Origin of the sequence: Streptomyces sp. NPDC005195, from assembly GCF_040608315.1 — a bacterium.
GTDB lineage: Bacteria > Actinomycetota > Actinomycetes > Streptomycetales > Streptomycetaceae > Streptomyces > Streptomyces kaempferi.
On the sequence record NZ_JBEXHZ010000007.1, the window covers coordinates 1 to 26,979 of the forward strand.

Annotated in this window: 23 protein-coding genes; 10 read left to right on the top strand and 13 right to left on the bottom strand. The window is 68.2% G+C overall.

Annotation, left to right across the window (positions count from 1 at the left end):
- The 3 genes from ABZV34_RS10555 to dnaA all read right to left on the bottom strand — a co-directional run.
- On the bottom strand, positions 1–107 hold a 107-nt coding region (locus ABZV34_RS10555; RefSeq protein WP_356273673.1), incomplete at its 3' end, for an NAD(P)-binding domain-containing protein.
- Between the two features lie 161 nt (positions 108–268).
- On the bottom strand, positions 269–1,399 hold the full coding sequence (dnaN, locus tag ABZV34_RS10560) for a DNA polymerase III subunit beta (RefSeq protein ID WP_356273316.1): 1,131 nt from the start codon (positions 1,397–1,399) through the stop codon (positions 269–271).
- A 1,168-nt stretch (positions 1,400–2,567) separates the two neighbouring features.
- Positions 2,568–4,628, bottom strand: a complete 2,061-nt coding sequence (gene dnaA / locus ABZV34_RS10565) for a chromosomal replication initiator protein DnaA (RefSeq protein WP_356273318.1) — start codon at positions 4,626–4,628, stop codon at positions 2,568–2,570.
- Between the two features lie 395 nt (positions 4,629–5,023).
- On the opposite strand from dnaA, the gene rpmH reads away from it, so the two are divergent.
- The 9 genes from rpmH to ABZV34_RS10610 all read left to right on the top strand — a co-directional run bounded on the left by rpmH (position 5,024) and on the right by ABZV34_RS10610 (position 12,015).
- Complete coding sequence (gene rpmH, locus ABZV34_RS10570; protein ID WP_006381191.1) at positions 5,024–5,161, top strand: 50S ribosomal protein L34; 138 nt, start codon at positions 5,024–5,026, stop codon at positions 5,159–5,161.
- Between the two features lie 18 nt (positions 5,162–5,179).
- On the top strand, positions 5,180–5,551 hold the full coding sequence (gene rnpA / locus ABZV34_RS10575; RefSeq protein WP_356273320.1) for a ribonuclease P protein component: 372 nt from the start codon (positions 5,180–5,182) through the stop codon (positions 5,549–5,551).
- Complete coding sequence (gene yidD / locus ABZV34_RS10580) at positions 5,548–5,901, top strand: membrane protein insertion efficiency factor YidD (protein ID WP_356273322.1); 354 nt, start codon at positions 5,548–5,550, stop codon at positions 5,899–5,901. Before rnpA ends, yidD begins: the two co-directional genes overlap by 4 nt.
- A 3-nt stretch (positions 5,902–5,904) precedes the next feature.
- On the top strand, positions 5,905–7,200 hold the full coding sequence (gene yidC, locus ABZV34_RS10585; RefSeq protein ID WP_356273324.1) for a membrane protein insertase YidC: 1,296 nt from the start codon (positions 5,905–5,907) through the stop codon (positions 7,198–7,200).
- A 15-nt stretch (positions 7,201–7,215) separates the two neighbouring features.
- Positions 7,216–7,725 carry a R3H domain-containing nucleic acid-binding protein gene (locus ABZV34_RS10590; protein ID WP_356273326.1) on the top strand — a complete coding sequence of 170 codons (510 nt, stop codon included), beginning with the start codon at positions 7,216–7,218 and terminating at the stop codon, positions 7,723–7,725.
- A gap of 118 nt (positions 7,726–7,843) precedes the next feature.
- Positions 7,844–8,560, top strand: a complete 717-nt coding sequence (gene rsmG, locus ABZV34_RS10595; protein ID WP_356273328.1) for a 16S rRNA (guanine(527)-N(7))-methyltransferase RsmG — start codon at positions 7,844–7,846, stop codon at positions 8,558–8,560.
- Positions 8,561–8,897: 337 nt separating this feature from the next.
- Positions 8,898–9,971 carry a ParA family protein gene (locus ABZV34_RS10600; protein ID WP_356273675.1) on the top strand — a complete coding sequence of 358 codons (1,074 nt, stop codon included), beginning with the start codon at positions 8,898–8,900 and terminating at the stop codon, positions 9,969–9,971.
- Entirely contained in the window at positions 9,968–11,074 is a 1,107-nt protein-coding gene (locus tag ABZV34_RS10605; protein ID WP_356273330.1) for a ParB/RepB/Spo0J family partition protein, read from the top strand. Before ABZV34_RS10600 ends, ABZV34_RS10605 begins: the two co-directional genes overlap by 4 nt.
- 323 nt (positions 11,075–11,397) lie before the next feature.
- On the top strand, positions 11,398–12,015 hold the full coding sequence (locus ABZV34_RS10610) for a GNAT family N-acetyltransferase (RefSeq protein WP_356273332.1): 618 nt from the start codon (positions 11,398–11,400) through the stop codon (positions 12,013–12,015).
- 140 nt (positions 12,016–12,155) lie between these two features.
- Here ABZV34_RS10610 and trxA read toward each other — a convergent pair whose 3' ends face one another.
- The 7 genes from trxA to ABZV34_RS10645 all read right to left on the bottom strand — a co-directional run bounded on the left by trxA (position 12,156) and on the right by ABZV34_RS10645 (position 22,018).
- A complete protein-coding gene (gene trxA / locus ABZV34_RS10615) occupies positions 12,156–12,488 on the bottom strand; it encodes a thioredoxin (protein ID WP_007383275.1) in 333 nt (110 codons plus the stop codon).
- Positions 12,489–12,530: 42 nt separating this feature from the next.
- On the bottom strand, positions 12,531–13,493 hold the full coding sequence (gene trxB / locus ABZV34_RS10620; RefSeq protein ID WP_356273334.1) for a thioredoxin-disulfide reductase: 963 nt from the start codon (positions 13,491–13,493) through the stop codon (positions 12,531–12,533).
- A gap of 184 nt (positions 13,494–13,677) precedes the next feature.
- On the bottom strand, positions 13,678–14,184 hold the full coding sequence (locus ABZV34_RS10625) for a hypothetical protein (protein ID WP_356273336.1): 507 nt from the start codon (positions 14,182–14,184) through the stop codon (positions 13,678–13,680).
- Between the two features lie 464 nt (positions 14,185–14,648).
- The gene (gene sigM / locus ABZV34_RS10630; RefSeq protein WP_356273338.1) at positions 14,649–15,380 is read right to left on the bottom strand and encodes an RNA polymerase sigma factor SigM; all 732 of its coding nucleotides are present in this window, start codon (positions 15,378–15,380) and stop codon (positions 14,649–14,651) included.
- Between the two features lie 27 nt (positions 15,381–15,407).
- Entirely contained in the window at positions 15,408–17,120 is a 1,713-nt protein-coding gene (locus tag ABZV34_RS10635; RefSeq protein ID WP_356273340.1) for a protein kinase family protein, read from the bottom strand.
- Positions 17,121–17,238: 118 nt separating this feature from the next.
- The gene (gene murJ / locus ABZV34_RS10640) at positions 17,239–19,503 is read right to left on the bottom strand and encodes a murein biosynthesis integral membrane protein MurJ (RefSeq protein WP_356273341.1); all 2,265 of its coding nucleotides are present in this window, start codon (positions 19,501–19,503) and stop codon (positions 17,239–17,241) included.
- A 46-nt stretch (positions 19,504–19,549) separates the two neighbouring features.
- Complete coding sequence (locus ABZV34_RS10645; protein ID WP_356273343.1) at positions 19,550–22,018, bottom strand: DUF6049 family protein; 2,469 nt, start codon at positions 22,016–22,018, stop codon at positions 19,550–19,552.
- A 223-nt stretch (positions 22,019–22,241) separates the two neighbouring features.
- On the opposite strand from ABZV34_RS10645, the gene ABZV34_RS10650 reads away from it, so the two are divergent.
- Positions 22,242–23,708 (top strand): CCA tRNA nucleotidyltransferase, encoded by a 1,467-nt coding sequence (locus tag ABZV34_RS10650; RefSeq protein ID WP_356273345.1) that lies wholly within the window; start codon positions 22,242–22,244, stop codon positions 23,706–23,708.
- A gap of 120 nt (positions 23,709–23,828) precedes the next feature.
- Here ABZV34_RS10650 and ABZV34_RS10655 read toward each other — a convergent pair whose 3' ends face one another.
- The 3 genes from ABZV34_RS10655 to ABZV34_RS10665 all read right to left on the bottom strand — a co-directional run bounded on the left by ABZV34_RS10655 (position 23,829) and on the right by ABZV34_RS10665 (position 26,939).
- Positions 23,829–24,308: a hypothetical protein gene (locus tag ABZV34_RS10655; protein WP_356273347.1), complete on the bottom strand. Its 480-nt coding sequence runs from the start codon at positions 24,306–24,308 to the stop codon at positions 23,829–23,831.
- A 100-nt stretch (positions 24,309–24,408) separates the two neighbouring features.
- Positions 24,409–25,686, bottom strand: a complete 1,278-nt coding sequence (locus ABZV34_RS10660) for an MFS transporter (RefSeq protein WP_356273349.1) — start codon at positions 25,684–25,686, stop codon at positions 24,409–24,411.
- Positions 25,687–25,856: 170 nt separating this feature from the next.
- On the bottom strand, positions 25,857–26,939 hold the full coding sequence (locus ABZV34_RS10665; RefSeq protein ID WP_356273351.1) for an inositol-3-phosphate synthase: 1,083 nt from the start codon (positions 26,937–26,939) through the stop codon (positions 25,857–25,859).
- Between the last annotated feature and the right edge of the window lie 40 nt (positions 26,940–26,979).

Sequence of the window (26,979 nt, forward strand, 5' to 3'; positions counted from 1 at the left end):
GCGAGTTCCGGGTTGCGGTCGTATCCGATGACGGTGTGGCCTGCGCGGCGGATCCGCTCGCGCATGTTGCCGCCCATCTTGCCGAGGCCGACGAGACCGAGCTCCATCAGTTGTTCCTTAGGTTTGCGACGTGGCGTGAGGGCACTTTCGTACCTGCGTCCGAGCCTAAACCCGGACGCTCACGCACACCTGTGGGCATAGCCGCTCAGGCGTTACGCCCCACCTGCGGATCCGCCCGCCGACCGGGTCGGCGGGCGGGCTCAGGGCCTCAGCCGGACAGGCGCACCGGCATGATCAGGTACTTGTAGGCCTCGTCCGGCTCGGCGTCCAGGGCGGGCCTGCCGCTCAGCAGCGCGGGCTTCGTGGACGTCGTGAACGACAGCTGCGCGACCGGGGAGTCGATGGCGCTCAGACCGTCGAGCAGGAACGTCGGGTTGAAGGCGATCGAGACGTCGTCGCCCTCCAGTTGGGCGTCGACCCTTTCCACAGCCTGTGCGTCGTCGCTGGAGCCGGCCTCCAGGATCAGCACACCCTGCTCGAAGCTCAGCCGCACCGGGGTGTTGCGCTCGGCGACCAGGGCCACACGCTTGACGGCCTCCACGAAGGGGGCTGTCTCGATGACGGCGATGGAGTTGAACTCCGTGGGGAACAGCGAGCGGTACTTCGGGAGATCGCCTTCGAGCAGCCGGGTGGTCGTACGCCGCCCTGCGCCCTCGAAGCCGATCAGGCCCTCGCCCGCGCCGGAGCCGGACAGCGCCAGGATCACGCTGTCGCCGCTCGTGAGGGCCTTGGCGGTGTCCAGGAGCGTCTTGGCGGGCACCAGGGCGACCGCGGACGCGTCCGGGTCCTCCGGCTTCCACAGGAACTCGCGGACCGCGAAGCGGTAGCGGTCGGTGGAGGCCAGCGTGACCGTGTCGCCCTCGATCTCGATGCGCACACCGGTGAGGACGGGAAGCGTGTCGTCGCGCCCGGCGGCGATGGCCACCTGCGCGGCGGCCGAGGCGAAGACCTCGCCCGGGACGGTGCCGGTCGCCCCCGGCATCTGCGGCAGCGCCGGGTACTCCTCCACAGGCAGGGTGTGGAGGGTGAACCGGGAGGAGCCGCAGACCACGGTCGCCCGTACACCGTCTGTGGAGATCTCCACCGGCCGGTTGGGGAGGGCCCGGCAGATGTCCGCGAGCAGGCGGCCTGAGACCAGGACGGTGCCCTCCTCCTCGACCTCCGCGTCGACGGAGACACGCGCCGAGACCTCGTAGTCGAAGCTGGAGAGGCTCAGGGCGCCCTCCTCGGCCTTCAGAAGGAGGCCGGCGAGCACAGGCGCCGGCGGACGGGCCGGGAGGCTGCGAGCCGCCCAGGCCACTGCCTCCGCGAGTACGTCGCGTTCCACCCGGATCTTCACCGTTGCCGCCTCCGTCTGTTGCCGGCGCTCTCGCCCTGCTGGCCTTCGTCGTCTGACTCGGTGTCTTTCGACCCTGTGAGGGGAAGGACACCGGGGAACAGTCTGACGCACCGCACTGACAGTCGGTGCCCCTCGGGGTCAAGTCGTGCCGAGCGGCAGTCAGGGCTCCGGGAGCGAGTTGTGCACAGCCCCCACTTCGAAACGGTTCTCAGGCTCTCTCTAGTTGGTCTTAGTAGTAGGCCCTGTGGAAACCGTGGATAACCCTGTTTTCGCAGGTCAGCCTGGATTTTTTGTCCACCGACCCTGTGGGTGGAGGCGGTGGAAAACCGGGGGCATCTGTGGATGGCGAAAAGTTCTGCACACACGATGCACAGCCTCGGGCCACTTCTCCCCAGCGCCGTCCCCAGCTTTACCCACGTTCCCCACAGGCCAACCTGGCACCTCGGTGTGACGCCTTTCACTCGACACGGTGAGAGGGCGCGTCTTGTTGCCGAACAGTGGACAGAGGTGTGGAGAAGCTGGGATTCACTGGGGACAACAGGCGCTGACCTGTGGGTTGCCGGTGGACAACTCCACGCACACCCTGTGGATCATTTCTTTGTCCACAGTCTGTGGAGAACGTTCGTCCACGAATCCACAGGGGGCTGACCTGGACCGATGGTCCTACGACCGCACCCCCTGTGGACACGATCGGGACAACTTCGTGGTCCCCAGGGTGTGGACGTCAGAAAGTCACCGAATCTGTGGAGAGTGGCCGTAACCCTGCGCGTATTCGAACAGACGGTGCCGAGGGCATGACGTCTGAACGACGCCGGGCGGCCGCTGAAAGCGGACGAGGAGTGCCTCGGAGGGGGCCGGAACGGCGTCGCGGAGGGTGCCCGGCGGCGCTCCCGGGGGCGTGGGGCGAAGCCGGAACGCGCGTGGGGCGGAGGCGGCGCGGGTGGCGGAAGCTCTCGAAAGCGCTTGGCAGACCGAGGAGAACGGGACGAACGCGCGGGGAGCGGCGGCCTGGAGACGTGGGGAGCCGAGCCGCGGGGACGCCCGCGGTGACCCCCACGGGGACGGCGGGAGCGGTGGCGCCGGGGACGCCCGGGACGGCGGGGAGAAACGGAAGGCGCCCGCGGGAGCGTGTCCCGGGGGCGCCTCGGCCGGCGTGAGGCCGCGTCCGTCAGCCGTTCTTGATGCGGTTGGTGAGCTCGGTGACCTGGTTGTAGATCGAGCGGCGCTCGGCCATCAGCGCGCGGATCTTGCGGTCGGCGTGCATGACGGTCGTGTGGTCGCGGCCGCCGAACTGGGCACCGATCTTCGGCAGTGACAGGTCGGTCAGTTCACGGCACAGGTACATGGCGATCTGGCGTGCGGTCACCAGGACCCGGCTGCGCGAGGACCCGCACAGGTCGTCCACCGTCAGACCGAAGTAGTCGGCGGTGGCCGCCATGATCGCGGGCGCGGTGATCTCCGGAGCCGAGTCCTCGCCGCCCGGGATGAGGTCCTTCAGGACGATCTCCGTCAGGCCGAGGTCCACCGGCTGCCGGTTGAGCGACGCGAACGCCGTCACCCGGATCAGCGCGCCCTCCAGCTCGCGGATGTTGCGCGAGATCCGCGACGCGATGAACTCCAGGACCTCCGGCGGGGCGTTGAGCTGCTCCTGCACCGCCTTCTTGCGGAGGATCGCGATACGCGTCTCCAGCTCGGGCGGCTGGACGTCCGTGATCAGCCCCCACTCGAAACGGTTCCGCAGCCGGTCCTCCAGCGTCACCAGCTGCTTGGGCGGCCGGTCGCTGGAGAGCACGATCTGCTTGTTCGCGTTGTGGAGCGTGTTGAAGGTGTGGAAGAACTCCTCCTGCGTCGACTCCTTGTCCGCCAGGAACTGGATGTCGTCGACCAGCAGGATGTCCATCTCGCGGTAGCGCTTGCGGAAGCTGTCGCCCTTGCCGTCGCGGATGGAGTTGATGAACTCGTTGGTGAACTCCTCGGAGCTCACGTACCGCACGCGGGTGCCCGGATAGAGGCTGCGGGCGTAGTGCCCGATCGCGTGCAGCAGGTGCGTCTTGCCGAGACCCGACTCCCCGTAGATGAAGAGCGGGTTGTACGCCTTCGCCGGCGCCTCGGCGACGGCGACCGCGGCGGCGTGCGCGAAGCGGTTCGAGGCACCGATCACAAAGGTGTCGAAGAGGTACTTCGGATTGAGGCGCGCGGTGGGCTCACCCGGACCGGAGGCCGGCGCGGGCTTGGCGGCCAGCGGACCCGGGGCACCGCCGGAACCCGGCAGCGAGGGGCCGCCGCGGTGCAGGTGGCCGCCGCCCGAGGACGGGTCCTGGAGGTCGCGGCGGTCGGGACGCTGGTCGTAGTCGGAGCGCGGCTGGTCGTAGTCCTGGCGCTGCTGCTCGTAGGGCGGGCGCTCCAGGGACTGCGGTCGGTAGTCCTGCGACGGCGAGGCGTACGGGTCGCGCTCCGGGAAGCCGAGGCGCTGCTGCTGCCAGCCGTAGTCGTCCTGACTGTGCCGGGGCCAGGCGCCGGGTTCCGGACGCTGGTAGTCCGGGTACGCGGGGCGGGCGGTCGGCAGCTGGTCGGAGCGGCCGGGCGGCAGCTGGTCGCCGGGTGCGCCGGGCAGCTGGTCGGCGCGGCCTCCCCGGTGTTCGCCGCGGTGGTCCTCACGCCGTTCGTCGCGGCGGTCGTCGCGTCGGGCGTCGGCGCGGTGGCGCCCGTACCCCTCGTAACCTTCGCGCCGCTGTGTGTCGTAGGTGTTGCGATCGTCACGGCCCGAGTCGTAGCCGTTGCGGTCGTCGCGCCCCTGGGAGTCATAGCCCGGGCGCTCATCGCGGCCCTGGCCGCCGTAGGGGTTGCGGTCCTCGGCGCCCTGGCCGTCGTACGGGTCGCGGCCCTGGCCCGCGGCCGAGGAGGGGTCGGACTCGTCGTACCGGGGCTGGACGGGAGGCGGCGGGGGCTCGCCGGCCGAGTCGTCGACGGTGATCGCGATACGGATCGGGCGCCCGCATTCACGGCTCAGCGTCTCGCTGACGATCGGCGCGAGGCGTCCTTCCAGTACGCCCTTCGCGAACTCGTTCGGAACGGCGAGCAGGGCGGTGTCCGCGACCAGGGCCAGGGGCTGGCAGCGTTTGATCCAGTGCTCGTCCTTGACCTCGACACCCTGCCCGCGGCCCTCACCGAGGAGTTGTTCCAGTACGCGTGGCCACACTGCGGCAAGATCGGCAGGTACGTCAGCCACAGGGCACGCTCTCTCACGGGTCCCACGAACGTGTGGTTCTGGGAACAGGTTGGGAAGTCAGTCGGGTGGGACGGGGAACAGAACCGCTCGGGCGGGGGGAAGGGAACGAATCGGAGTTCAGCCACGGTAGTCAGGGCGACCGCTGTGGTTCAAGTTGTTGTCCCCAGCCTGTGGACAGTGTCTCTCGCCAGGTGCTGGTTTGACCGAATGGCGCAGCCGCGCGTACCGTAACCAGGTCGAGTTGTCGATGGCTGCTGCCGCCTGCCTCCGATGGGCACAGATCGCGAACAGCGATCGGGAAGCGGTGCACTCGGGCGTAATGCGAGCTACTCGTGGGCGCACGGTGACAGCCAGGACGGCACCCCGCCACCACCGATTCTTTCTGGAGCCCCCGAGTGAGCAAGCGCACCTTCCAGCCGAACAACCGTCGTCGCGCCAAGACCCACGGCTTCCGCCTGCGGATGCGCACCCGTGCCGGCCGCGCGATTCTCGCGAACCGCCGTGGCAAGGGTCGCGCGAGCCTGTCCGCCTGATCAGTTACAGGTCATGACGTGCTGCCTTCCGAGCATCGGCTGAGGCGGCGCGAGGACTTCGCGACCGCGGTACGCCGAGGACGCCGGGCCGGACGCCCGCTCCTCGTCGTCCACCTTCGTAGCGGTGCAACGGACCCGCACGCGCCTGGGGAGAGCGCTCCCCCGACGCGTGCGGGTTTCGTCGTGAGCAAAGCCGTGGGTGGAGCCGTCGTACGCAACGTGGTGAAGCGCAGGCTTCGCCATCTGATGCGTGACCGGGTCGGTCTGCTGGCCCCCGGTAGCCTGGTAGTCGTACGAGCGCTGCCCGGTGCGGGCGACGCCGACCATGAACAGCTGGCCCAAGACCTGGATGCCGCTCTTCAGCGGCTGCTGGGAGGGGGCGCGCGATGAAGTACCCGCTGCTGGCTCTCATCAAGCTCTACCAGTGGACGATCAGCCCGCTGCTGGGGCCGGTGTGCAAGTACTACCCGTCGTGCTCCCACTACGGCTACCAGGCCATCGACCGCCACGGTGCGATCAAGGGAACGGCACTCACCGCCTGGCGCATCCTCCGGTGCAATCCCTGGTCGCTGGGCGGTGTGGACCATGTCCCGCCGCGCAAGCGTCCGCGATGGCACGAGTTGGTGCGCGACGCCTGGCGCGCACGCAAGGGCGGAACCTCCGCCGCCGAACCGGCCACCGGGGAGACCACTGCCCCGGGCCCGGCCGCCGAGACTCCGTCCCATGCTCAAGGAGCTTGATTAGTGGACACGATTGCCGGTTTTTTCAGCTTCATCACGACACCCGTTTCCTGGGTCATCGTCCAGTTCCACTCCGTGTACGGGAAGATCTTCGGTCCCGATACGGGCTGGGCCTGGGGCCTGTCGATCGTGTCCTTGGTGATCCTGATCCGTATCTGCCTGATCCCGCTCTTCGTGAAGCAGATCAAGGCCACTCGGGCCATGCAGACCCTGCAGCCCGAGATGAAGAAGATCCAGGAGCGCTACAAGAACGACAAGCAGCGTCAGTCCGAAGAGATGATGAAGCTGTACAAGGAGTCGGGTACCAACCCGCTCTCCTCGTGCCTTCCCATCCTGGCGCAGTCCCCGTTCTTCTTCGCCCTCTACCACGTGCTCAACGGCATCGCGACGGGCAAGACGATCGGCGTCATCGACGATCAGCTGCTCGCCAGCGCCCGTAACGCGCACATCTTCGGTGCCCCGCTCGCCGCGAAGTTCACCGACAGCGCCGACAAGGTCGCCCAGCTCCACGCCCAGATCACGGACGTCCGTGTCGTCACCGCGATCATGATCGTGCTGATGTCGGGCTCGCAGTTCTACACCCAGCGTCAGCTGATGACGAAGAACGTCGACACCACGGTGAAGACGCCCTTCATGCAGCAGCAGAAGATGCTGATGTACGTCTTCCCGGTCATGTTCGCCGTCTTCGGCATCAACTTCCCGGTCGGTGTCCTCGTCTACTGGCTGACCACCAACGTGTGGACCATGGGCCAGCAGATGTACGTCATCCGCAACAACCCGACTCCGGGCTCCAAGGCCCAGGCCGCGTACCTGGAGCGCCTGCAGAAGCACGTCACGCACCACGGCAAGAGCCGCAACCGGCGCGAGAAGACGATCATCAAGACGATCGTCGGCAAGGGCCGCGACCGGAACGAGTTCGAGCGCAAGTTCATCAACGGCCTGACCAAGGCGGGTCTCGTCGCCGAGCCCGACGGCGCCGTGATGAAGGGCGACAGCGCGGCGGTCGTCGAGAACGAGGACGGCACCACGATCACCACTGGCAGCGGTGCTCCCAAGCGCCAGCAGCCGAAGCGCCAGTCCAAGTCCCAGCGCCAGTCGAGCACGACGACCGGTACGGCGAAGACGGCGGACGAGCCCGAGCCGAAGACCTCGCTGATCAAGTCCGACGAGCCACAGGACGCCCAAGCCGCCCCCAAGCCGGCAGGCGGCGGCAGCAAGCCGGGCGCCGGTGCCCGCAGCAAAGCCCAGTCCGGACAGCGCAAGGGCCCGCAACGGCCCAAGTCCCCGTCCAAGAAGTAAGAAGGAGTCCATCCCGTGACGGAAGGCACCACCTCCGCCGCCGCCGAGGGCGACACCCTGACCAGCCTGGAGCAGGAAGGCGAGATCGCGGCGGACTACCTCGAGGGTCTGCTGGACATCGCCGACCTCGACGGCGACATCGACATGGACGTCGAAGCCGACCGCGCCGCTGTCTCGATCATCAGCGACGTAGCCGGCCGCGATCTGCAGAAGCTCGTCGGCCGTGACGGCGAGGTGCTTGAGGCCCTCCAGGAGCTCACACGCCTGGCCGTCCACCGGGAGACCGGGGACCGCAGCCGGCTGATGCTGGACATCGCGGGCTACCGGGCCAAGAAGCGTGAGGAGCTCTCCGAGCTCGGCGCCAAGGCAGCGGCCGAGGTCAAGAGCTCCGGCGAGCCGGTGAAGATGAAGGCGATGACGCCCTTCGAGCGCAAGGTGGTCCACGACGCGGTGAAGGCCGCGGGTCTGCGCAGCGAGTCCGAGGGCGAGGAGCCGGAGCGCTTCGTCGTCGTACTTCCCGCCTGATCGGTACGTATGTTCCTCCGGCCCCGTCTGTTGAGCAGGCGGGGCCGAACTTTGTCAGCCTGATAGTCCTGGTGGTCAGCGCTCAGTGCGCTTAAGCGGTACGGAAGGACGGTCCCCCGTGACGGAGGCAGCGGAGCTTCCTCCCGCGCCCGAGCAGGCGCGCGAGGTATTCGGTGATCGCTTCGCGGACGCGGTCCGGTACGCGGAGCTCCTGGCGGAGGCCGGAGTGGAGCGGGGTCTGATCGGCCCGCGTGAAGTGCCCCGACTGTGGGAGCGGCACCTGCTGAACTGCGCGGTGCTCTCGGAGGTCGTACCCGAGGGCGTGACGGTGTGCGATGTCGGCTCGGGCGCCGGGCTGCCCGGTATTCCGCTGGCACTCGTCCGCGAGGACATCAAGATCACGCTCCTTGAGCCGCTGTTGCGGCGCACGAACTTCCTGACCGAGGTCGTGGAGCTGCTCGGACTCGACCATGTGACGGTTGTCCGTGGCCGTGCAGAGGAGGTCATGGGCAAGCTTCCCCCCGTGCACGTGGTGACGGCCCGCGCTGTGGCGCCTCTGGACCGTCTGGCGGCGTGGGGGATCCCCCTGCTGCGCCCGTACGGCGAGATGCTCGCGCTGAAGGGTGACACCGCGGAGGAGGAGCTGAAGAGCGCCACAACGGCACTCAGTAAGCTCGGTGCGGTGAAGACCTCCGTCCTTCACGTCGGCGAGGGAGTGGTTGATCCCCTCTCCACCGTCGTGCGTGTCGAGGTCGGGGAGAGTCCGGGCGGTGTGCGCTTCGCGGCCAAGCGAGCCAAGGCGGCGCGCACCGGCCGAACGCGGCGCCGCCGCTGACCCCGCGAGACCGGTCGACCTGGACTCCCGGCTCCGGCGTGCGGAGCCGGGAGTTTTTCGTCACTGCGGCTGATCCGTCCTGACGGCGAGCCGTACTCCACACAAGCTGCCCCACCATGTCCCTCGGAGTGTCGCGCCGTCGTGGCCGTGGCGGCCTTGCATCGTGTTTCACGTGAAACGTCGCTCACTGTTGCACGGCATCATCAGTCGCGGCCGCGCCGCGGCCGAACCCCGCGATCGGCAACCTCTTGGTTCACTCCGAGAGGGGGTGGAGGTGTCCACAGAGGTGGATTTCTCCACAGAAGCACGGGCCTCGCTGGTTCACGACCCCGAAGGCATGGGAGGCTCTGTTCATTGCGAGCCTGAAGTCGAGGAGAGTGAATCCTTGCGGTCCGACGCCAACATCGCGGGACCGATGACCGATCCGGTCCCCGGTCCCCGTACCGAGTCGATGGGGGCGGATGTTTCACGTGAAACACCGCCTCCGATGGACGACACTCCCATCGGTCGTGCTGCCCAATTGGCGGTGGAGGCGCTAGGTCGCGCCGGCGAGGGCCTGCCCCGGCCTGAGCAAACCCGCGTCATGGTGGTCGCCAACCAGAAGGGCGGGGTCGGTAAGACCACCACCACGGTCAATCTTGCCGCCTCGCTGGCCCTGCACGGCGGTCGTGTCCTCGTGATCGACCTCGACCCTCAGGGCAACGCTTCCACCGCGCTGGGTATCGATCACCACGCCGAGGTTCCTTCCATCTACGACGTGCTGATCGACAGCAGACCGCTCTCCGAGGTCGTCCAGCCGGTCCCCGATGTGGAGGGACTCTTCTGCGCCCCGGCCACGATCGATCTCGCCGGTGCGGAGATCGAGCTGGTGTCCCTGGTCGCGCGGGAGAGCCGACTGGAACGAGCGATCCAGGCCTATGAGCAGCCGCTGGACTACATCCTCATCGACTGCCCGCCGTCGCTCGGCCTCCTGACGGTCAACGCGCTGGTCGCGGGTGCGGAGGTCCTCATCCCCATCCAGTGCGAGTACTACGCGCTGGAAGGGCTGGGACAGCTCCTGCGCAACGTCGATCTGGTACGGGGGCACCTCAACCCGAACCTTCATGTATCGACGATCCTGCTCACCATGTACGACGGCAGGACCCGCCTGGCGTCCCAGGTCGCGGACGAGGTACGCAGCCACTTCGGCGAGGAGGTGCTGCGGACGAGCATTCCTCGCTCGGTCCGTATCTCCGAGGCCCCCAGTTACGGACAGACGGTGCTGACCTACGATCCAGGGTCGAGTGGTGCCCTCTCGTATCTTGAGGCCGCACGAGAAATCGCTCTCCGAGGAGTGGGTATGGCCTACGACCCACAGAACGCCCATGTGGGCGGACAGAACAGTCAGAACATTGTGGAGGGGATCCAGTGAGCGAGCGACGACGAGGGCTGGGGCGGGGTCTCGGCGCACTGATCCCTGCGGCTCCGACAGGGGAGAGGGCGGCTTCCTCGCCGGTAGGTGGACTCTCCACCTCACCGACGGGCGCGCCCGTGCTCACCGCGGAACGGGGAGTGGCCGTGGCGAAGGTGGCCACACTGCCATCGGTTTCACAAGAAGCCGACGAGTTTGCCGCGAGCGGAGGCCCGGAGACGCTTCCCGCGCCGGTCGGTGCGCACTTCGCGGAGCTACCGCTCGACTTCATCACCCCCAACCCGCGTCAGCCCCGTGAGGTCTTCGACGAGGACGCCCTGTCCGAGCTCGTCACCTCCATCAAGGAGGTCGGGCTCCTCCAGCCCGTCGTCGTGCGCCAGGTGGGGCCGACGCGCTACGAGCTCATCATGGGCGAGCGGCGTTTCCGGGCCTGCCGTGAAGCCGGGTTGGACGCCATTCCGGCGATCGTGCGCGCCACCGAGGACGAGAAGCTCCTCCTGGACGCACTGCTGGAGAACCTGCACCGCGCCCAGCTGAACCCGCTGGAAGAGGCAGCCGCCTACGACCAGCTGCTCCAGGACTTCAACTGCACGCACGATCAGCTGGCAGACCGTATCGGGCGCTCCCGCCCCCAGGTCTCCAACACCCTGCGTCTGCTGAAGCTCTCGCCGGCGGTCCAGCGTCGCGTGGCTGCCGGAGTTCTCTCCGCGGGTCACGCGCGGGCCCTGCTCTCCGTGGCTGACTCGGAGGAGCAGGACCGGCTGGCCCACCGCATCGTGGCCGAAGGGCTGTCGGTGCGGGCCGTCGAGGAGATCGTCACCCTCATGGGGTCCCGGCCGCAGACCGCTCCGCGGTCCAAGGGGCCCCGGGCGGGCGCTCGGCTCTCCCCGGCGCTCAGTGATCTCGCCACGCGTCTCTCAGACCGCTTCGAGACGCGGGTGAAGGTCGACCTGGGACAGAAGAAGGGAAAGATCACCGTCGAGTTCGCCTCGATGGACGATCTCGAGCGGATCCTCGGGTCTCTGGCCCCGGGCGAAGGACCCGTCCTGCAGAGGAGCCTCCTGGACGGCGACCCGGAGGACTCGGAGAACACGGAGGACTGAGCATCCCGGTCGGGAGATCTCGGATCCACCGACCACAAGAGCGGGTCATGTCCGGTGTGTACCGGAACACGGCCCGCTCTTTGCTTTCTGACGGTATCGATGGAATCGCATCGTGGATACGATGCGATCGGGTACGGCGTATCCACCTGAGGCACCTTCATCGGGGAGGCAGGGGCCATGCACAGCGTGAGCCGTACCGGACTGGTGACCGCGGGTCTGAGCCTGGCGGCGGTCGGCGGGTTCGTCGGTAGCCTGCTCAGGGAGCGAAGCGCTCTGACTGCCGCCCGCGGCGCCGCGGGCGAAGGAAGCGAGGAACATCCTTCATGGGGCGTCGGCTCGTACCGCTCACGCTGGACAACCTTCCAGATCTTCCCCAGCGCTGTCGGGCGTGCGTCTTCTGGGAGCTGGACCCAGTCACGGGGGAAGCCGCGGTAAAGGCGGGAACCTCCGAGCTGGAGAAGGAGTCGTGGATCTCCGCGGTCCTGCTGGAATGGGGCTCCTGTGGCCGCGTGGTGTACGTGGACGACGTGCCGGTGGGCTTCGTCTTGTACGCACCCCCGGCGTATGTTCCCCGCGCCACCGCGTTCCCCACGAGTCCGGTCTCACCGGACGCCGTCCAGCTGATGACCGCCTTCATCCTGCCTGGCTACCAGGGCCAGGGACTGGGCCGGGTGATGGTCCAGACGGTCGCCAAGGATCTGCTGCGCCGGGGCTTCAAGGCGATCGAGGCTTTCGGGGACGCACGCTGGAGGGAACCGGCCTGTCTACTGCCGGCAGACCATCTCCTGGCGGTGGGCTTCAAAACCGTGCGGCCCCACCCCGCCTACCCGCGTCTGAGGCTGGAGCTGCGGACGACGCTCTCCTGGAAGGAAGACGTGGAGATGGCGCTGGACCGTCTCCTCGGGGTCGTACAGAAGGAACCGGCGCTCCGCCCGTTGTAGATAGTGGCGCGGCCCGTGGTCGGGGTTCTGTACCTGTGATCGGTGTCTGGGACGACAAAGCGAATGGGCCAGCCCGGAAAGGACTGGCCCATTCGTGTTTCACGTGAAACACGCGCCGCGTGGGTGCGGCTGCTCGTCTGCTACTCGGCGATGAAGTCCTCGAGGTCCCGCACGATCGCGGCCTTCGGCTTGGCACCGACGATGGTCTTGGCGACCTCGCCACCCTGGTAGACGTTCAGGGTCGGGATGGACATGACGCCGTACTTGGCAGCCGTACCCGGGTTCTCGTCGATGTTGAGCTTGACGATCTCGATCTTGTCGCCGTACTCGGCGGCGATCGCTTCGAGGGACGGCGCGATCTGGCGGCACGGACCGCACCAGGCGGCCCAGAAGTCCACCAGGACAGGCTTGTCGCTCTTGAGGACGTCCTGCTCGAAGGAATCGTCGGTCACGTTCTTGAGGGTGCCGGCCACGGCGGGCTCCTTAGCTGGTTGGTGCGGTGGGGCGGACGGGGGTCAGACTGCGGCAGCCGCGGCGGTCTCGCTGTCCGCGAGGGCGGCGAGGTAGCGCTCGGCGTCGAGGGCGGCGGAGCAGCCGGTGCCGGCCGCGGTGATGGCCTGGCGGTACGTGTGGTCGACGACGTCACCGGCGCCGAAGACTCCGGTGAGGTTTGTGCGGGTCGAGGGCGCCTCGACCTTGAGGTAGCCCTCGTCATCCAGGTTGAGCTGGCCCTTGAAGAGCTCGGTGCGCGGGTCGTGGCCGATCGCGATGAAGAGACCGGTCACCGACAGGTCGGAGATCTCACCGGTCTTCAGGTTCCGCAGTTTCAAGCCGGAGAGCTTGGGGTCGCCCTCGATCTCGGCGACTTCGCTGTCCCAGACGAACTTGATCTTCGGGTCGGCGAAGGCCCGCTCCTGCATGGCCTTGGAGGCACGCAGGCTGTCACGACGGTGGACGATCGTCACGGACTTGGCGAAGCGGGAGAGGAAGGTGGCCTCCTCCATCGCGGTGTCACCGCCGCCGATCACGGCGATGTCCTGGTCCTTGAAGAAGAAGCCGTCGCAGGTGGCACACCAGGAGACGCCGCGTCCGGAGAGGGCGTCCTCCCTGGGCAGGCCCAGCTTGCGGTGCTGCGAGCCCGTGGTGATGATGACGGCCTTGGCGCGGTGCACGGTTCCGGCGGTGTCCGTGACCGTCTTGATCTCGCCCGACAGGTCGACGGCGACGATGTCGTCCGGTACCAGCTCAGCGCCGAAGCGCTCGGCCTGGGCGCGCATGTTGTCCATGAGCTCGGGGCCCATGATGCCGTCCTGGAAGCCGGGGAAGTTCTCCACCTCGGTGGTGTTCATCAGCGCGCCACCCGCGGTGACGGCGCCCTCGAAGACCAGCGGCTTCAGCGACGCGCGCGCGGTGTAGAGCGCTGCCGTGTAGCCGGCAGGCCCGGACCCGATGATGATCACGTTACGGACGTCGCTCACGGCTTCATTCCTCGTCTCTGGAGACTGCTACGTACTGCTGGTGGGAGCCTCTCTCAGAACTCTCACCCCACCCAACGGATCCTAAGGGGCGTGCATTCCCGCTGTGTCCGGGCACACGGAGATGGGGTGCCGTACAGAGATCCCATGGGATTCCGGGGGAAGGGGGGACTCTACGGGCACGCGTTCAGGAGCGGGTGTACGAGTGGGTCAGCAGGAGCTTGCCGGGGGAGGTTCCCCCGGGTTCCTCACAGCCCGCGTCGACGAGGTACGCCGTGACCTTCGTGCTGTCGGAGGTATCCGGCAGCACGACGAGATAGACACTCGTTCCCTTGTACGTGCCTTTTTCCGCGGCGAGAACGGTGCCGGTGCTTCCGGTCCCCTGCTGGATGCAGCCGGGGATCTGCACAGCAGGCGTGATCAAGGTGTCCACTCCGCCGGACCCGTTGTCCGCTCCGTTGGACTCGACTCCCCACGGATGCTTCGAGCCGCCCGAGCGGTCCCGGCCGTTCTTGTTCTTCGCGAGAAGGTCGGTGACCCGGGTCTGCAGCGTTCCCTCGGAATAGGTGTCCTTCGACCTCTGCTGCGTTGCCGTCTGAGGGCTCTTGCCGACGCCGTCATCGCCCAACGTCTGAAAGAGGATCGCGCCCAGCCCCAGGGCGGCGGCGGTGAACGCTGTACCGAGGAGGGCCACCTTGTGGCGTCCTGGACGTCCCCGATGAGAACGGCCCGGGCCAGTGGCCGCGTGGGAGTGTCCCGAGGGACGACTCACGGAAGGGGCAGAGCCGGAGCCGGACTGCGTACCGGAGGCACTCGCGGCCGACGTTTCACGTGAATCCGTGGCTGATGTTTCACGTGAAACAGTGAGGCCCTGATCGCCGTCCTCTGACGTGTGATCCGGCGTCGCGGCACTCAGCAGCGCCTCTGCGGCCAGTGCGGCATCGATCCGGCCGGCTACCTCGTCGGGCATGCGCGTCGGCCCAGGCAGGGTGCCGAGCAGCCCACGGATCTCCTCCAGGGAGTCGTACACATCGGCGCAGAGGGCACAGTCGTCCAGATGCCGTCGAACGTCCGCGGTACGGGAGGGCGGGAGCAGACCTTCGGTGAGGTCGGAGATCTCCGCGACATCCGGGTGCCCGGCCGTATCCGTCGTGGATGTCACGCTCGCCCACCTCCGCCCTTCACAGCAGCTGAATCGCTTGGCCCTGCGTCATGGGGACCCGCGTCGTGCGGTCCCGCTGCCGGTGGGACGGATGCCCCCTGCGTCCGGTTCCTTCCACCCTCCGATTTGTTGCTGCTCTTGCTGCTTCTGTTCTCCGACCGGAGGTGGGTGAGGAGTGGGAGCAGTCTGGCTCTGCCCCGGGCACAGCGGCTCTTCACCGTGCCGACGGGTACGTCGAGGAGGGTGGCCGCCTCTGCGACGGGGTAGCCCTGCATGTCCACGAGGACGAGGGCGGCGCGCTGGTCGGCCGGGAGGGTGCTCAGGGCCGTCACCAGTTCGCGGTGCAGGTCGTTGCGCTCTGCCGGAGCGGAGGCGGACTCGTGGGGCTCTAGGAGCTGTTCCAGACGTTCGGTGTCATCGACGGGGGAGGTCTTCCTGGAGGCGGCCTTGCGGGCGCGGTCCAGGCAGGCGTTCACGGTGATGCGGTGCAGCCAGGTCGTGACGGCCGACTGGCCACGGAAGGTGTGGGCGGCCCGATAGGCGGAGACCAGTGCGTCCTGGACGGCGTCAGCGGCCTCCTCACGGTCTCCCAGCGTGCGCAGGGCCACCGCCCAGAGCCGGTCACGGTGACGCCGCACGATCTCGCCGAAGGCCTCCGGATCGCCGTCCACGTGACGGGCGAGGAGGTCCTGATCGCTTGCATCGGTGTATGCGGCCTCATCGGCCATCGGACCCCCTCCCCCTTTGTGCGAGCGTCAGCCGGTGAACTTCACGTCCGTGATGGCCTGCTTGTAGCCGGCGTTGCTGTACTGGTCACCGGACGCGTAGGGCATCGCCGTGATCCAGAGCAGTACGTACTGACTCTTCACCTTCTTGCTGACCGTGATCTTCGCGGTCGTACCGCTCGTAGTGATGGTCCCGATCTTCGTCATCGAATCCACGGGCGTCGAAGAACCTGTCGAGTCGGTGGCGTACAGGCCGATCGTGGTGTGGTCACCGGGGTACCGGAGCCCTATGGAAGCCGCCGTGACGGTTTGCTGCGAGCCGAGGTCGTAGACGACGCCGACGCCGGGCTTGAAGGCCGGATTCATGTTCGGACCGTCCACGAAGCTCTTGCTCCGCCAGTACGTCGAACTGTTCCCGTCGTACGTCTTGTCGACGTCCCCGGCCGCCTGGGGGGAGCCCTTGGCGACGTACTCCTGGGCGCCCTTGATGGTGATCGGCTTGACGGGCTTGGTCTTCCCGCTGTTCTTGTCGTTGCCGTCCGTCGTGCGCGTCGGCTGGGTGTCGTCGGACTTGCTGCGGTCCATCAGCGCGTCCGCGAGCTGCCAGCTGCCGAGACCTAGGGCGGCGATGAGGAGAGCCGACACCGTCCACTTGAGGGCCTTGCCGGTGCGGCTCTGCAGCGGGGGCGGCGGGGTCGGCGCCGGCTGCGTGGCGTGCGGCACAGGGCGGCCGTAGCTGCCCTGCTGGTACGAGGTGCGCTGGTACTCGGGCGGAGCCGTGAACGCGGGCTCCGGCGGCCGGATGCGGGGCATCTCGGCGATCGCCTTGACCAGCTCCTCCGGCGTCGTGCACGGAGACTCGTGGCGAGAGGCCGTCGCGCCGTCGTTGACGAGCGCGCGCATGGCGAGCTCGGACAGGCCACGGTGGACGCCGGCCCGCACCTGGTCCGGTGCGATCAGGCCGACTCCCTTGGGCAGCCCCGACAGGCCGTACGCGTCGTTCTCGTACGGCCACCGCTGGGTGAGCGAGGCGTACAGGAGCGCGCCGATCGCCTCGGTGTCCGTGCGCTGGGGGGTGTTGGAGCTGATGCCGCGCAGCGCGGCGTTCACCGCGAGCCCACGGATGCGCCACTGGCCGCTCGACGTGCGCAGCACGGCGCTCGGGGTCAGCCGGAGATGTGCGAGGCCCTCACGGTGTGCGGCGGCCATGGCCTGGGAGACCTGCGTGACCATCTGGTAGGCCTCGTGCACCTCCAGCGGGCCCGCGGCCAGGAGCGCCGTCAGCTCCGTGGCGTCCGGCAGCCACTCGTGGACCACATAGACGAGATCGTTCTCCTCGACCGCGTCCAGGACCTGGACGAAGCGGGGGTCGCCCAGCAGGGCGGAGGAACGGGCCGCCGCCAGTACCGAGCGGGCCCGCGGATGATCGGCGGGAAGCAGATGCACGCCGACGGCGCGACGCAGCTTCTCGTCCACCGCACGCCAACTGCTGAAGCCGTCCAGACGGGTGACGCACTCCTCGAGGCGGTACCTCCTGGCCAGCTTGTGGCCGCTGTGCAGTTCTGGTGGTGAGACCTTCCCGGGATTCTCGGTCCCGCCGCTCCCCTGTGCCTCTTCGCTGTCCGTCTCCCGCTCCCGGTTCTGGACCACCCCGTCGGACGTGGACTGGCCCGCCTTGGCGGTCAGCGGCTCATCGCCACTGTTGTCTGCCACGTCGACGGCAGCCGTGCTCCGTTCCGCCACCGTCGTTCCCGCCTCCCCATCCAATGCGCGCTGTCCGACGCAGAAACCAATTGTGCCCATAGTCCGGCGCTATGCACGACACACGGCGACGGACGATGGTTGTGCGCGTACCCCCGCCTCAGCGCCCCAGGCGCCCGCGGACCATTCCGACCATTGAGTTGAGTTCTTCGATGCGCATCTTCCGCGCGGCGACGTAGAAGACGCCGAACAGTACGACGCTGCCGCCGAGCAGGGCGGCGAACGAGCCGCCGACCCCCTGTCCCAGCGTCTGCGCGATCCCGTAGCAGGCGGCGCCGCTCAGCAGTGCCGCCGGAACCGAGGCGATACCGAGCCTGGCGTAGGTGCGCAGGACGCGGGCGCCGTCCAGGTCGCCGCCCAGCCTCTTGCGGAGCCTGTTCCAGGCGACCCCGACGCCGATCGCGTAGGCGAGGCCGTAGGAGGCGGCCATGCCGACGACGGCCCAGCGGGCGGGGAGCACGAAGTAGCACACAGCCGAGGCCACGGCGTTGAAGACCGCCACGATGACCGTGTTGTAGAAGGGGGTCCGGGTGTCCTCGTACGCGTAGAAGGCGCGGAGCACGACGTACTGCACGGAGAACGGGATGAGACCGAGGCCGAAGGCCATCAGCATGTAGCCCATGTTGGTGGCCGGCGCGATGCCCGAGGACCCGAAGATCAGGGTGCACATCGGAATGCCGAGGGAGAGGAAGCCGAAGGCGATCGGCACGATCGCGACGGCCGTCGTCCGCAGCCCCTGGGAGATGTCGTCGCGCACCGCGCCGCTGTCCCCCTCGTGCGCCGACCGGGAGATACGCGGCAGCAGGGCGGCCATCAGGGAGACCGTGATGATCGCCTGCGGCAGACCCCAGATCAGTTGGGCGTTGGCGTAGGCGGCGAAGCCGGTTCCCTTGACCGAATGCTGGCCCGCGGCGGTGGACAGCTGGGTGACGACCATCGCCCCCGCCTGGTTGGCGAGGACGAAGAGCACGGTCCACTTGGCGAGCATCGCGGCCCTGCCGAGGCCGTGACCCTTCCAGTCGAAACGCAGCCGCAGCCTGAACCCGGTCTCACGCAGATACGGGATCATCGCCAAGGCCTGGACTACAAGGCCGAGGAGCACGCCGACGCCCAGGAGCCGCTGGCCCTCCGGCGGGATGTTCTCGACGGACATGTCGGAGTGCGCGGCGGTGCCGTACACCCAGATGAACATGCCGAGCGTCACGATGATGACGATGTTGTTCAGGACCGGGGTCCACATCATCGCGCCGAACTTGCCCCGGGCGTTGAGAACCTGCCCCATCACCACGTGGATGCCCATGAAGAAGATCGAGGGCAGGAAGTAGCGGGTGAAGGTGACGGCCACCTCGTTGGCGGCCGGGTTGCTGGCGACCGGGTTCGACAGCATGCGGACCAGGAGGGGCGCGGCCAGCATCGCGAGCGCGGTCAGCAGGCCGAGCGCCACCATGACCAGGGTCAGGAGGCGGTTGGCGAAGGCCTCGCCGCCGTCGTCGTCGTCCTTCATCGCGCGAACCAGCTGCGGCACGAAGACGGAGTTGAGACCACCGCCCACGGTCAGGATGTAGATCATCGTGGGGAGCTGGTAGGCGACCTGGAAGGAGTCGCCCAGGAAGCCGAGCCCCAGCGCGGAGACGATCAGCGCGGAGCGGATGAAGCCGGTGAGCCGGGACACCAGGGTGCCGGCCGCCATGACGGCGCTCGACTTCAGCAGACCCGACGCACGCCCGCCCTTCTTCGGGGCGGCCGTGGCGGTGGGCGGCGCCGTGGGGGTGAGCTGCATCGTCTGCTCGGACAGCGGGCCTGGAGGCTGCGCCGCCGGGCCCTGACGCACGGACGGCGCCTGTGCCTGCGCCGGGGCGGCCGTTGCCTCCATGGACGGTCGGACGCCGCCCTGCCGCTGGTCACGGAAGAGGTGGGCGAACGCGTCGGTCTCGGGCTGCTGCTCGGCGGCCTGCGTGACTAGATCGTCGACGCCGACGAACTGGGTGGTGCGCGCGTCCTCGCCGTACGGCAGGTGGCGGCTGGGACCCGCCGGCTCCGGCGGAGGCGTCTGGGCCCACACACGAGGGTCGGGGGCGTGCTGCGCGGTGGGCGGCTGGGCGTAGAGCGCCTGCTGCGGGTAGTGCGGTCCCCCGGGCGGCGGAGGGTGCGCCGCCCGGTCGTAGAGCGCCTCGGTCACCGGATCCTGGGCGGCGAGATCCTGCGCCCCGTACGGGTCCTGGTCGTAGGCGTCCTGGAAGTACATGTCCGGGTAGTGCCCCTGGGGCACCTGACCGGGCTCGGCCGGAGATCCCTCCGGGTAGCCCTCGGGGTAGCCCGAGCCGCCCGCGCCCTGACCGCGGTCACCGTCGTACGGCGCGTTCATGGTTACCCCACCTCATCGTCCCCGGGCCCACCGGCCACGACATCGCTCAACGGTCCACTCTCTCACCCGTGCCGGACGGGTCGGTGCTTTCCGGTGCGGTGTCCGGTGCGGGGTCACTCGGCTGCTCCGGGGCGTCCGCCCCGGGCTCCGTCGTGGAATCCCCGTCGGGACCGTCCTTGGAGCGCTCGGTGTCCTCGACAGTGTCTACGGTGCCTGCGGCGTCCTTGTTCACGCCGTTCACGCCGTTCACCCCCTGCACGCTGGTGGCCTCGGTCCCGGTTCCGCCCTCGGCGTCCGGGGCGTTCTCCTGCGCCTCCTCGGCCTGCCGGGCCGCCGCGCGCTTGCGTTGCGTGTACATCCGGAATCCGGCGAGCACGAGGAGCAGCACGCCACCACCGATGACCAGCATGACCGTGGGGGTGATCTCGGTGACCTTCACCTCGAACGGCACGTCGGGACCGTATGCCTGTCCGTCCTCGGTGAACAGCTGGGCCGTCACCGTCACCGGACCGTTGGCCTTCGAGGAGGTGGTGAACTTCACCGACTGGCTGTGCTCGCCCGCGACCTGGATCCGCTGCTCGGAGTAGGCGGCGTTGCCGATCTGGAGACGGGTGGGCTGCTTCGACGTGAGGCGCAGTACCAGGTGGTGGACGCCCTGCACGAGGTTGTTCTGCACCGTCACCGGGATCGTGGCACTGCGGCCCGACAGCTTCGCGTCGGACTTGTCGATCAGCTTGACCAGACCGGTGAGGTTGTTGAGGTACGTGTCCACCCCGTCGCGGAAGGTCTCCCCCTGGGCGGCGCGCCCACGCCAGGACGTCGACATCCCCCGGTCTATGGCCCGACCGAACGGAGTCACCACGCGGGACCTGTCGGTGAGGATGACCTTGAACCTGTCGAGGGTGTGCTGCGTGGTCTGGATCTTCTCGAAGTCCGACCGCTTCAGCTCCTGATTTTTCAGGGCGCGCGGGTACGAGGACACCGGGCGGATGCTTGTCGTGGCGTCCGGATCCGGTTTGGCCTTGGCGGCCGCGGACAGGCCTTGGGCGTCGGACCAGTTTCCGCCCTGGAGCGCCTTCACCGCCGTCGCCATCGCCTGCGCCTGGCTCACGGACGGCATGCGCTGCGGGGCGACGACGATGCTGCGCTGGTGGTTCGGCTCCTGGAGGTTGAGCGCGAGAGCCTGCGCCAGGAACTCCTGCACGGCCAGCGTGGAGCTGTCGGCCTTCGCCATGTCGCCCTGGAACTCGGTCGACAGCCGGTAGTCCGAGACCACCGCCGTCGTGCCGCCGCCGATGGGGCGGGCCGCACTGGGGGTGTACGTCAGATCGCCGGTCTCACGGAGGCTGTCGCTGCGGGCGATCACCTTGTGCGCGCCCGCGGACGTGGCGACCTGGACGATCGACGGGTCGACGGCGCCGTTCACGGGCCACGCGAAGTCGGTCTCCGGCTTCACGTGGATGATCGTGTCCACGGTGTCGGAGGCAACGGCGGTGGCGTCCTTGAGGTGATTCAGGGAGTCGGCGACGTTCTTGCCCCGGTGCGCCAGCGACGCGACGTCGGGGTCGGCGAAGGGGAGCGCGACGACTTCTTTGCCGGAGACCGTCTTCTCGAGCTTGTCGAGCCACGCCTTGGCGACGGACTGGTTCTTGCCTGCCGTCGTGGTGTCGCCGTCCTGGATCCGGTAGCTGCCCGTCATCGCGTCGACGGACGCCAGCAGGTCCGGGTCGAGGACCCAGGTGACGTCGAGATCGCCGCCCAGCGTCAGGAGCTGGTCGAGGCGGCCACCAGGGGCGATCTCCTCCGCCAGTTCGTCGTTCTGGAAGACAGGGGTCTGCTGGGCGTCCGAGCCGGTCTCCGCGCTGAGGTGGACCGTCGAGATCAGCGGCCAGAGATACGCCGTCTTCGTCCTGGTGTCCGCTGCCGCGGGCTGCCAGGGCAGGAACGTCCGCTCGATCCCCAGTACGTGCTCCCACGGTTCAGCGGAGGTCTGACCCGAGAGGGAGACACCCAACTGGTACACCCCGTCGGACCCGAGGTCGAGCTCCTTGACAGGCACCGAGATGCTGAATCGTTGCGAGACGCCGGCGGGGAGCGCGGAGAACTTCTGGACGTACTTGCCACCGACCTCCAGAGGGTCGAGCCCCGGCTGGAACCCGGTGCGCTCGGCGGCGTCGTCGATCGCCACCCGACCGCTGAGGGAGGGGCCCACCCGCAGCCCCACGTGGGCGCCAGTGACCGTCTGCTTGCCCTTGTTGGTGATCGAGCCGGAGACGGTGACCGTGTCGCCGTCCGTGGGGGCGCTGGGGCTCAGGGAGTCCAGGGAGACGTCGACGGTCCGGGAGCCGCTCGCGGCGGCCACAGAGGCCGTTTCCGCGGCGTGTGCGGCCGGAGAGGAGGACAGCTGGAGCAGTCCGGCAAGGAGGGGCGCCCCGGCCAGCAGTGCGCCGGTGCGCCGCAACCACCGGTGGGCAGGTGAGGGACTCGTCCCTTGGAAGTCTGCCGCCTCGGCCACGCGCTCGCCCGTCCCTCGTCGTCGTCAGTGGTCGTCGGAATGTGCGTCCACGCATGGTAACGATGCGCGCCGAGGGGAAGTGCCGCGGAGTGCTCCACAAGATCGGGAGACTGGGGCGACTGTCCCGTATGTGCGTGTATTGAGGCCCGTATAAAGGAGAGGACGCCTGTGCACGTTTTATGGAGGCGCCCCGGGGTGCCCCGGCCACGTACCCTTTTCTGTTGTGCCGAACGCCAACGAAGACAACCCCAGTGCCCTGAGCCAGGTGCAGCACCGCGCGGTGAGTGAACTGCTCCGGGTGTCCCCTGTCGCCGACGAGCTCGCCCTCCGATTCCAGGAGGCGGGGTTCTCCCTCGCTCTCGTCGGCGGCTCGGTCCGGGACGCGCTCCTCGGCCGGCTCGGCAACGACCTGGACTTCACCACTGATGCGCGACCCGAGGACGTACTGAAGATCGTGCGTCCCTGGGCGGACGCCGTCTGGGAGGTCGGGATCGCCTTCGGTACCGTCGGCGCGCACAAGGACGCCCTCGTGGACGGCGTACAGCAGTCCTTCCAGATCGAGATCACGACGTACCGCTCCGAGGCGTACGACCGGACGTCCCGTAAACCCGAGGTGTCCTACGGCGACTCGATCGAGGAAGACCTCGTGCGCCGTGACTTCACCGTGAACGCGATGGCTGTCGCGCTGCCGGAGAAGAAGTTCATCGACCCGCACGGCGGCCGGGACGATCTGGCCGCCCGGGTGCTGCGCACCCCGGGAACGCCCGAACAGTCCTTCTCCGACGATCCCCTGCGGATGATGCGGGCCGCTCGGTTCGCGGCCCAGCTCGACTTCGAGGTGGCCCCGGACGTCGTCGCGGCGATGACGGACATGGCAGGACGTATCGAGATCGTCTCGGCGGAACGGGTACGGGACGAGCTCAACAAGCTCCTTCTCTCCGCGCACCCGCGCAAGGGCCTGACGCTGCTCGTCGACACCGGTCTCTCGGCCCCTGTGCTGCCCGAGCTGCCGGCCCTGCGGCTGGAGCGTGACGAACACCACCGGCACAAGGACGTCTACGACCACTCCCTGATCGTCCTGGAGCAGGCCATGGCGCTGGAGGAGAACGGTCCCGACCTGACCCTGAGGCTGGCCGCGCTGCTGCACGACATCGGCAAGCCGAGGACCCGGCGCTTCGAGGACGACGGGCGGGTCTCCTTCCATCACCACGAGATGGTGGGCGCGAAGATGACCAAGAAGCGGATGTCGGAGCTCAAGTACTCGAACGAGCTCGTGAAGGACGTCTCCCGGCTGGTCGAACTTCACTTGCGGTTCCACGGGTACGGCACCGGCGAGTGGACCGATTCCGCGGTACGTCGCTACGTACGGGACGCGGGACCGCTCCTCGATCGACTTCACAAGCTGACCCGCTCCGACTGCACCACCCGTAACAAGCGCAAGGCGACCGCACTCTCGCACGCGTACGACGGCCTGGAGGAGCGCATCGCCCAGCTCCAGGAGCAGGAGGAGCTGGACGCGATCCGACCTGACCTCGACGGCAACCAGATCATGGAGATCCTGAGCATCGGGCCGGGCCCGGCGATCGGGCAGGCGTACAAGTTCCTGCTGGAGCTGCGGCTGGAGAACGGCCCGATGAAACATGACGCGGCAGTGACGGCGCTCCAGGAGTGGTGGACCGAGCAGGGCTGAGGCTCATGCCTGTGGGGTCATGTTTCACGTGAAACATGACCCCACAGGCATGAGCTGGAAAGTGGTGAGGGGTGATGTTTCACGTGAAACATCACCCCTCACCGCAGACGAACGGTGCCGCTACTTGTTTTCCTTCAGGCACAGCACCACGTCGTGACCGCCGCCCGACTGGATGTAGGCGATCGTCGAGTCCGTGACGTCCTTGCACTTGGCGTCGTCGCTGGTGTTGTCGAACTTCTCGACGACCTTGTACTGAGCGTCCCCCGAGGAGCAGTCGACCGTCTTGAGGTCGGCCTTGGAGTCCGTGCCGCTGTTGTGCATGCAGCTGCCGACCGACGTGGTCTCCGCGTCGCTCTGGCCGAGGTACCACTTCACCCCGTACAGGCCCAGGGCGACGACTATCAGGACGACGATGCGCAGGGCCTTCTTGCCACGACGCTTGGCCGGTGCCGGTGCCGGCGGCGGCACCGGGGCGCCCTGGTCGGGGAACGGCGCGTAGGGCTGCTGCGGGGGAACCCCCGGCTGGACGGGCTGCTGTCCCACGGGAGCGGTGGGCTGCTGGGCGTACGGGTTCTGGCCGTGGGGCGGCGGAGTAGTCATGCGGGGTCCCCCCTGGAACCTAGATGCGCGTGGCGCGAAATAAGACGCACGTAAGTTATCCGGAGCCTGTGACAACGCAGTAGTCGGGAGGGGCTCTGTGTCATTGGTGTGACAGTTGCCGCCGCTCAAAACGGGCCATAGAAACAGCAATTGCCGCGTAGAGCAGGGCCACGGTGACCACGAGCGGAGCCGATCGTCCGTCAGGAGGCAGTATCAGGGCGGCCACCGCGGCCGCGCCGACGAACGCGGTGTTGAACAGGACGTCGTAGACGGAGAAGATCCGGCCACGGTAGCCGTCGTCGACCGAGGACTGGACCACGGTATCGGTGGCGATCTTCGCGCCCTGTGTGGTCAGGCCCAGGAGGAAGGCGGCGGCCAGTACGGGGGGCGGGGCGAAGGACAGTCCGAGCGCGGGCTCCAGGACCGCGGCCGTACCGGCGCACATGACGATCCAGCCCCCGGGGCCCAGTCGCCCCACCGCCCAGGGTGTCACCACGGCCGCGGTGAAGAAGCCCGCCCCCGATATGCCCACGGCCAGCCCCAGCAGGGCGAGTCCGTCGTCCGAGCCGGACGACCAGGCGTACCGGCAGAGCATCAGCATCATGACGGTCAGAGCGCCGTAGCAGAAGCGCATCAAGGTCATGGCCAGGAGCGCGCAGGCGGCTTCCCGCCGCGCGGGCTCGGCGAGATGACGCACGCCCGCCACCAGACCGCGTGCGGTGCCGTTCAGGGCCGTCCGCAGACTCGGCCGTACCCACCGCTGGTCCGGGCCGAGCAGTTCCGGGGAGATGCGCAGGGAGGCGAGCGCCGCGCACAGGTAGAGGGCCGCCCCGACGAGCACGACCGCCGCGTCCGAGTCCGAGGCGACCAGCCGCACGACGAAGGCGAGGCCACCGCCCGCTGTCGCGGCGAGTGTCCCGGCGGTGGGCGAGAGGGAGTTGGCGATCACCAGCCGGTCGGAGTCGACGACGCGGGGCAGGGCGGCCGAGAGACCCGCGAGGACGAATCGGTTGACCGCGGTGACGCACAGCGCGGAGGCGTAGAAGAGCCAGGAGGGGACGTGGTTCAGCATCAGGACGGCCGTCACACAGGCCAGCGCGGCCCGCAGCAGATTGCCGTACAGGAAGACCTGGCGGCGCCGCCAGCGGTCCAGCAGGACGCCCGCGAAGGGGCCGATGAGGGAGTACGGGAGGAGCAGGACGGCCATCGCCGAGGCGATCGAGGCAGCCGAGGTCTGTTTCTCCGGGGAGAAGACGACGTAGGTGGCGAGCGCGATCTGGAAGACCCCGTCGGCGCCCTGGGACAGCAGGCGGATCCCGAGCAGACGTCTGAAGTTCTGGAGGCGCAGGAGGACGCGCAGGTCACGCACGACGGCCATGGGGCACAGCCTCACATACGAGGAAGGTCCCCGGGTGAGTGACCCGGGGACCCTCGACGGGCAGGAGCGAAGAGCCCCTCGACGCTGTGCGCGCGGCGTACCGTCGGCCCGCAGCGCCTTGTCCTATGGGCACTGCGATCGGTGTCGGCCGGCGCTCGGCGTCTGTCTTTCTAGCGCTCGACCTCGCCCTTGATGAACTTCTCGACGTTGGCGTACGCCTCGTCGTCGAAGTACTGGACCGGCGGGGACTTCATGAAGTACGACGACGCCGACAGGATCGGGCCGCCGATGCCGCGGTCCTTGGCGATCTTCGCGGCGCGCAGGGCGTCGATGATGACACCCGCCGAGTTCGGGGAGTCCCAGACCTCGAGCTTGTACTCCAGGTTCAGCGGAACGTCACCGAAGGCACGGCCCTCGAGGCGGACGTACGCCCACTTGCGGTCGTCGAGCCAGGCCACGTAGTCCGAGGGACCGATGTGGACGTTCTTCTCGCCCAGGTCGCGGTCGGGGATCTGCGAGGTGACGGCCTGCGTCTTCGAGATCTTCTTGGACTCGAGGCGGTCGCGCTCCAGCATGTTCTTGAAGTCCATGTTGCCGCCGACGTTGAGCTGCATGGTGCGCTCAAGACGGACACCGCGGTCCTCGAACAGCTTCGCCATCACGCGGTGCGTGATGGTCGCGCCGACCTGCGACTTGATGTCGTCGCCGACGATCGGGACACCGGCCTCGGTGAACTTGTCCGCCCACTCCTTGGTGCCGGCGATGAAGACCGGGAGGGCGTTGACGAAGGCGACCTTGGCGTCGATGGCGCACTGGGCGTAGAACTTCGCCGCGGCCTCGGAACCGACGGGCAGGTAGCAGATGAGGACGTCGACCTGCTTGTCCTTGAGGACCTGGACGATGTCGACCGGCGCCTCGGCGGACTCCTCGATGGTCATGCGGTAGTACTTACCGAGACCGTCCAGGGTGTGACCGCGCTGGACCGTGACGCCCTTGTTCGGGACGTCGCAGATCTTGATGGTGTTGTTCTCGCTGGCACCGATGGCGTCGGAGAGGTCGAGGCCGACCTTCTTCGCGTCGACGTCGAACGCGGCGACGAACTCGACGTCACCGACGTGGTAGTCGCCGAACTTGACGTGCATCAGGCCGGGGACCTTGGTCGCCGGGTCGGCGTCCTTGTAGTACTCGACGCCCTGAACCAGCGAGGCGGCGCAGTTGCCCACGCCGACGATGGCTACGCGAACCGAACCCATTCCGGTTGCTCCCTGTGTGTACGAGGTGAAGCCCCGACTG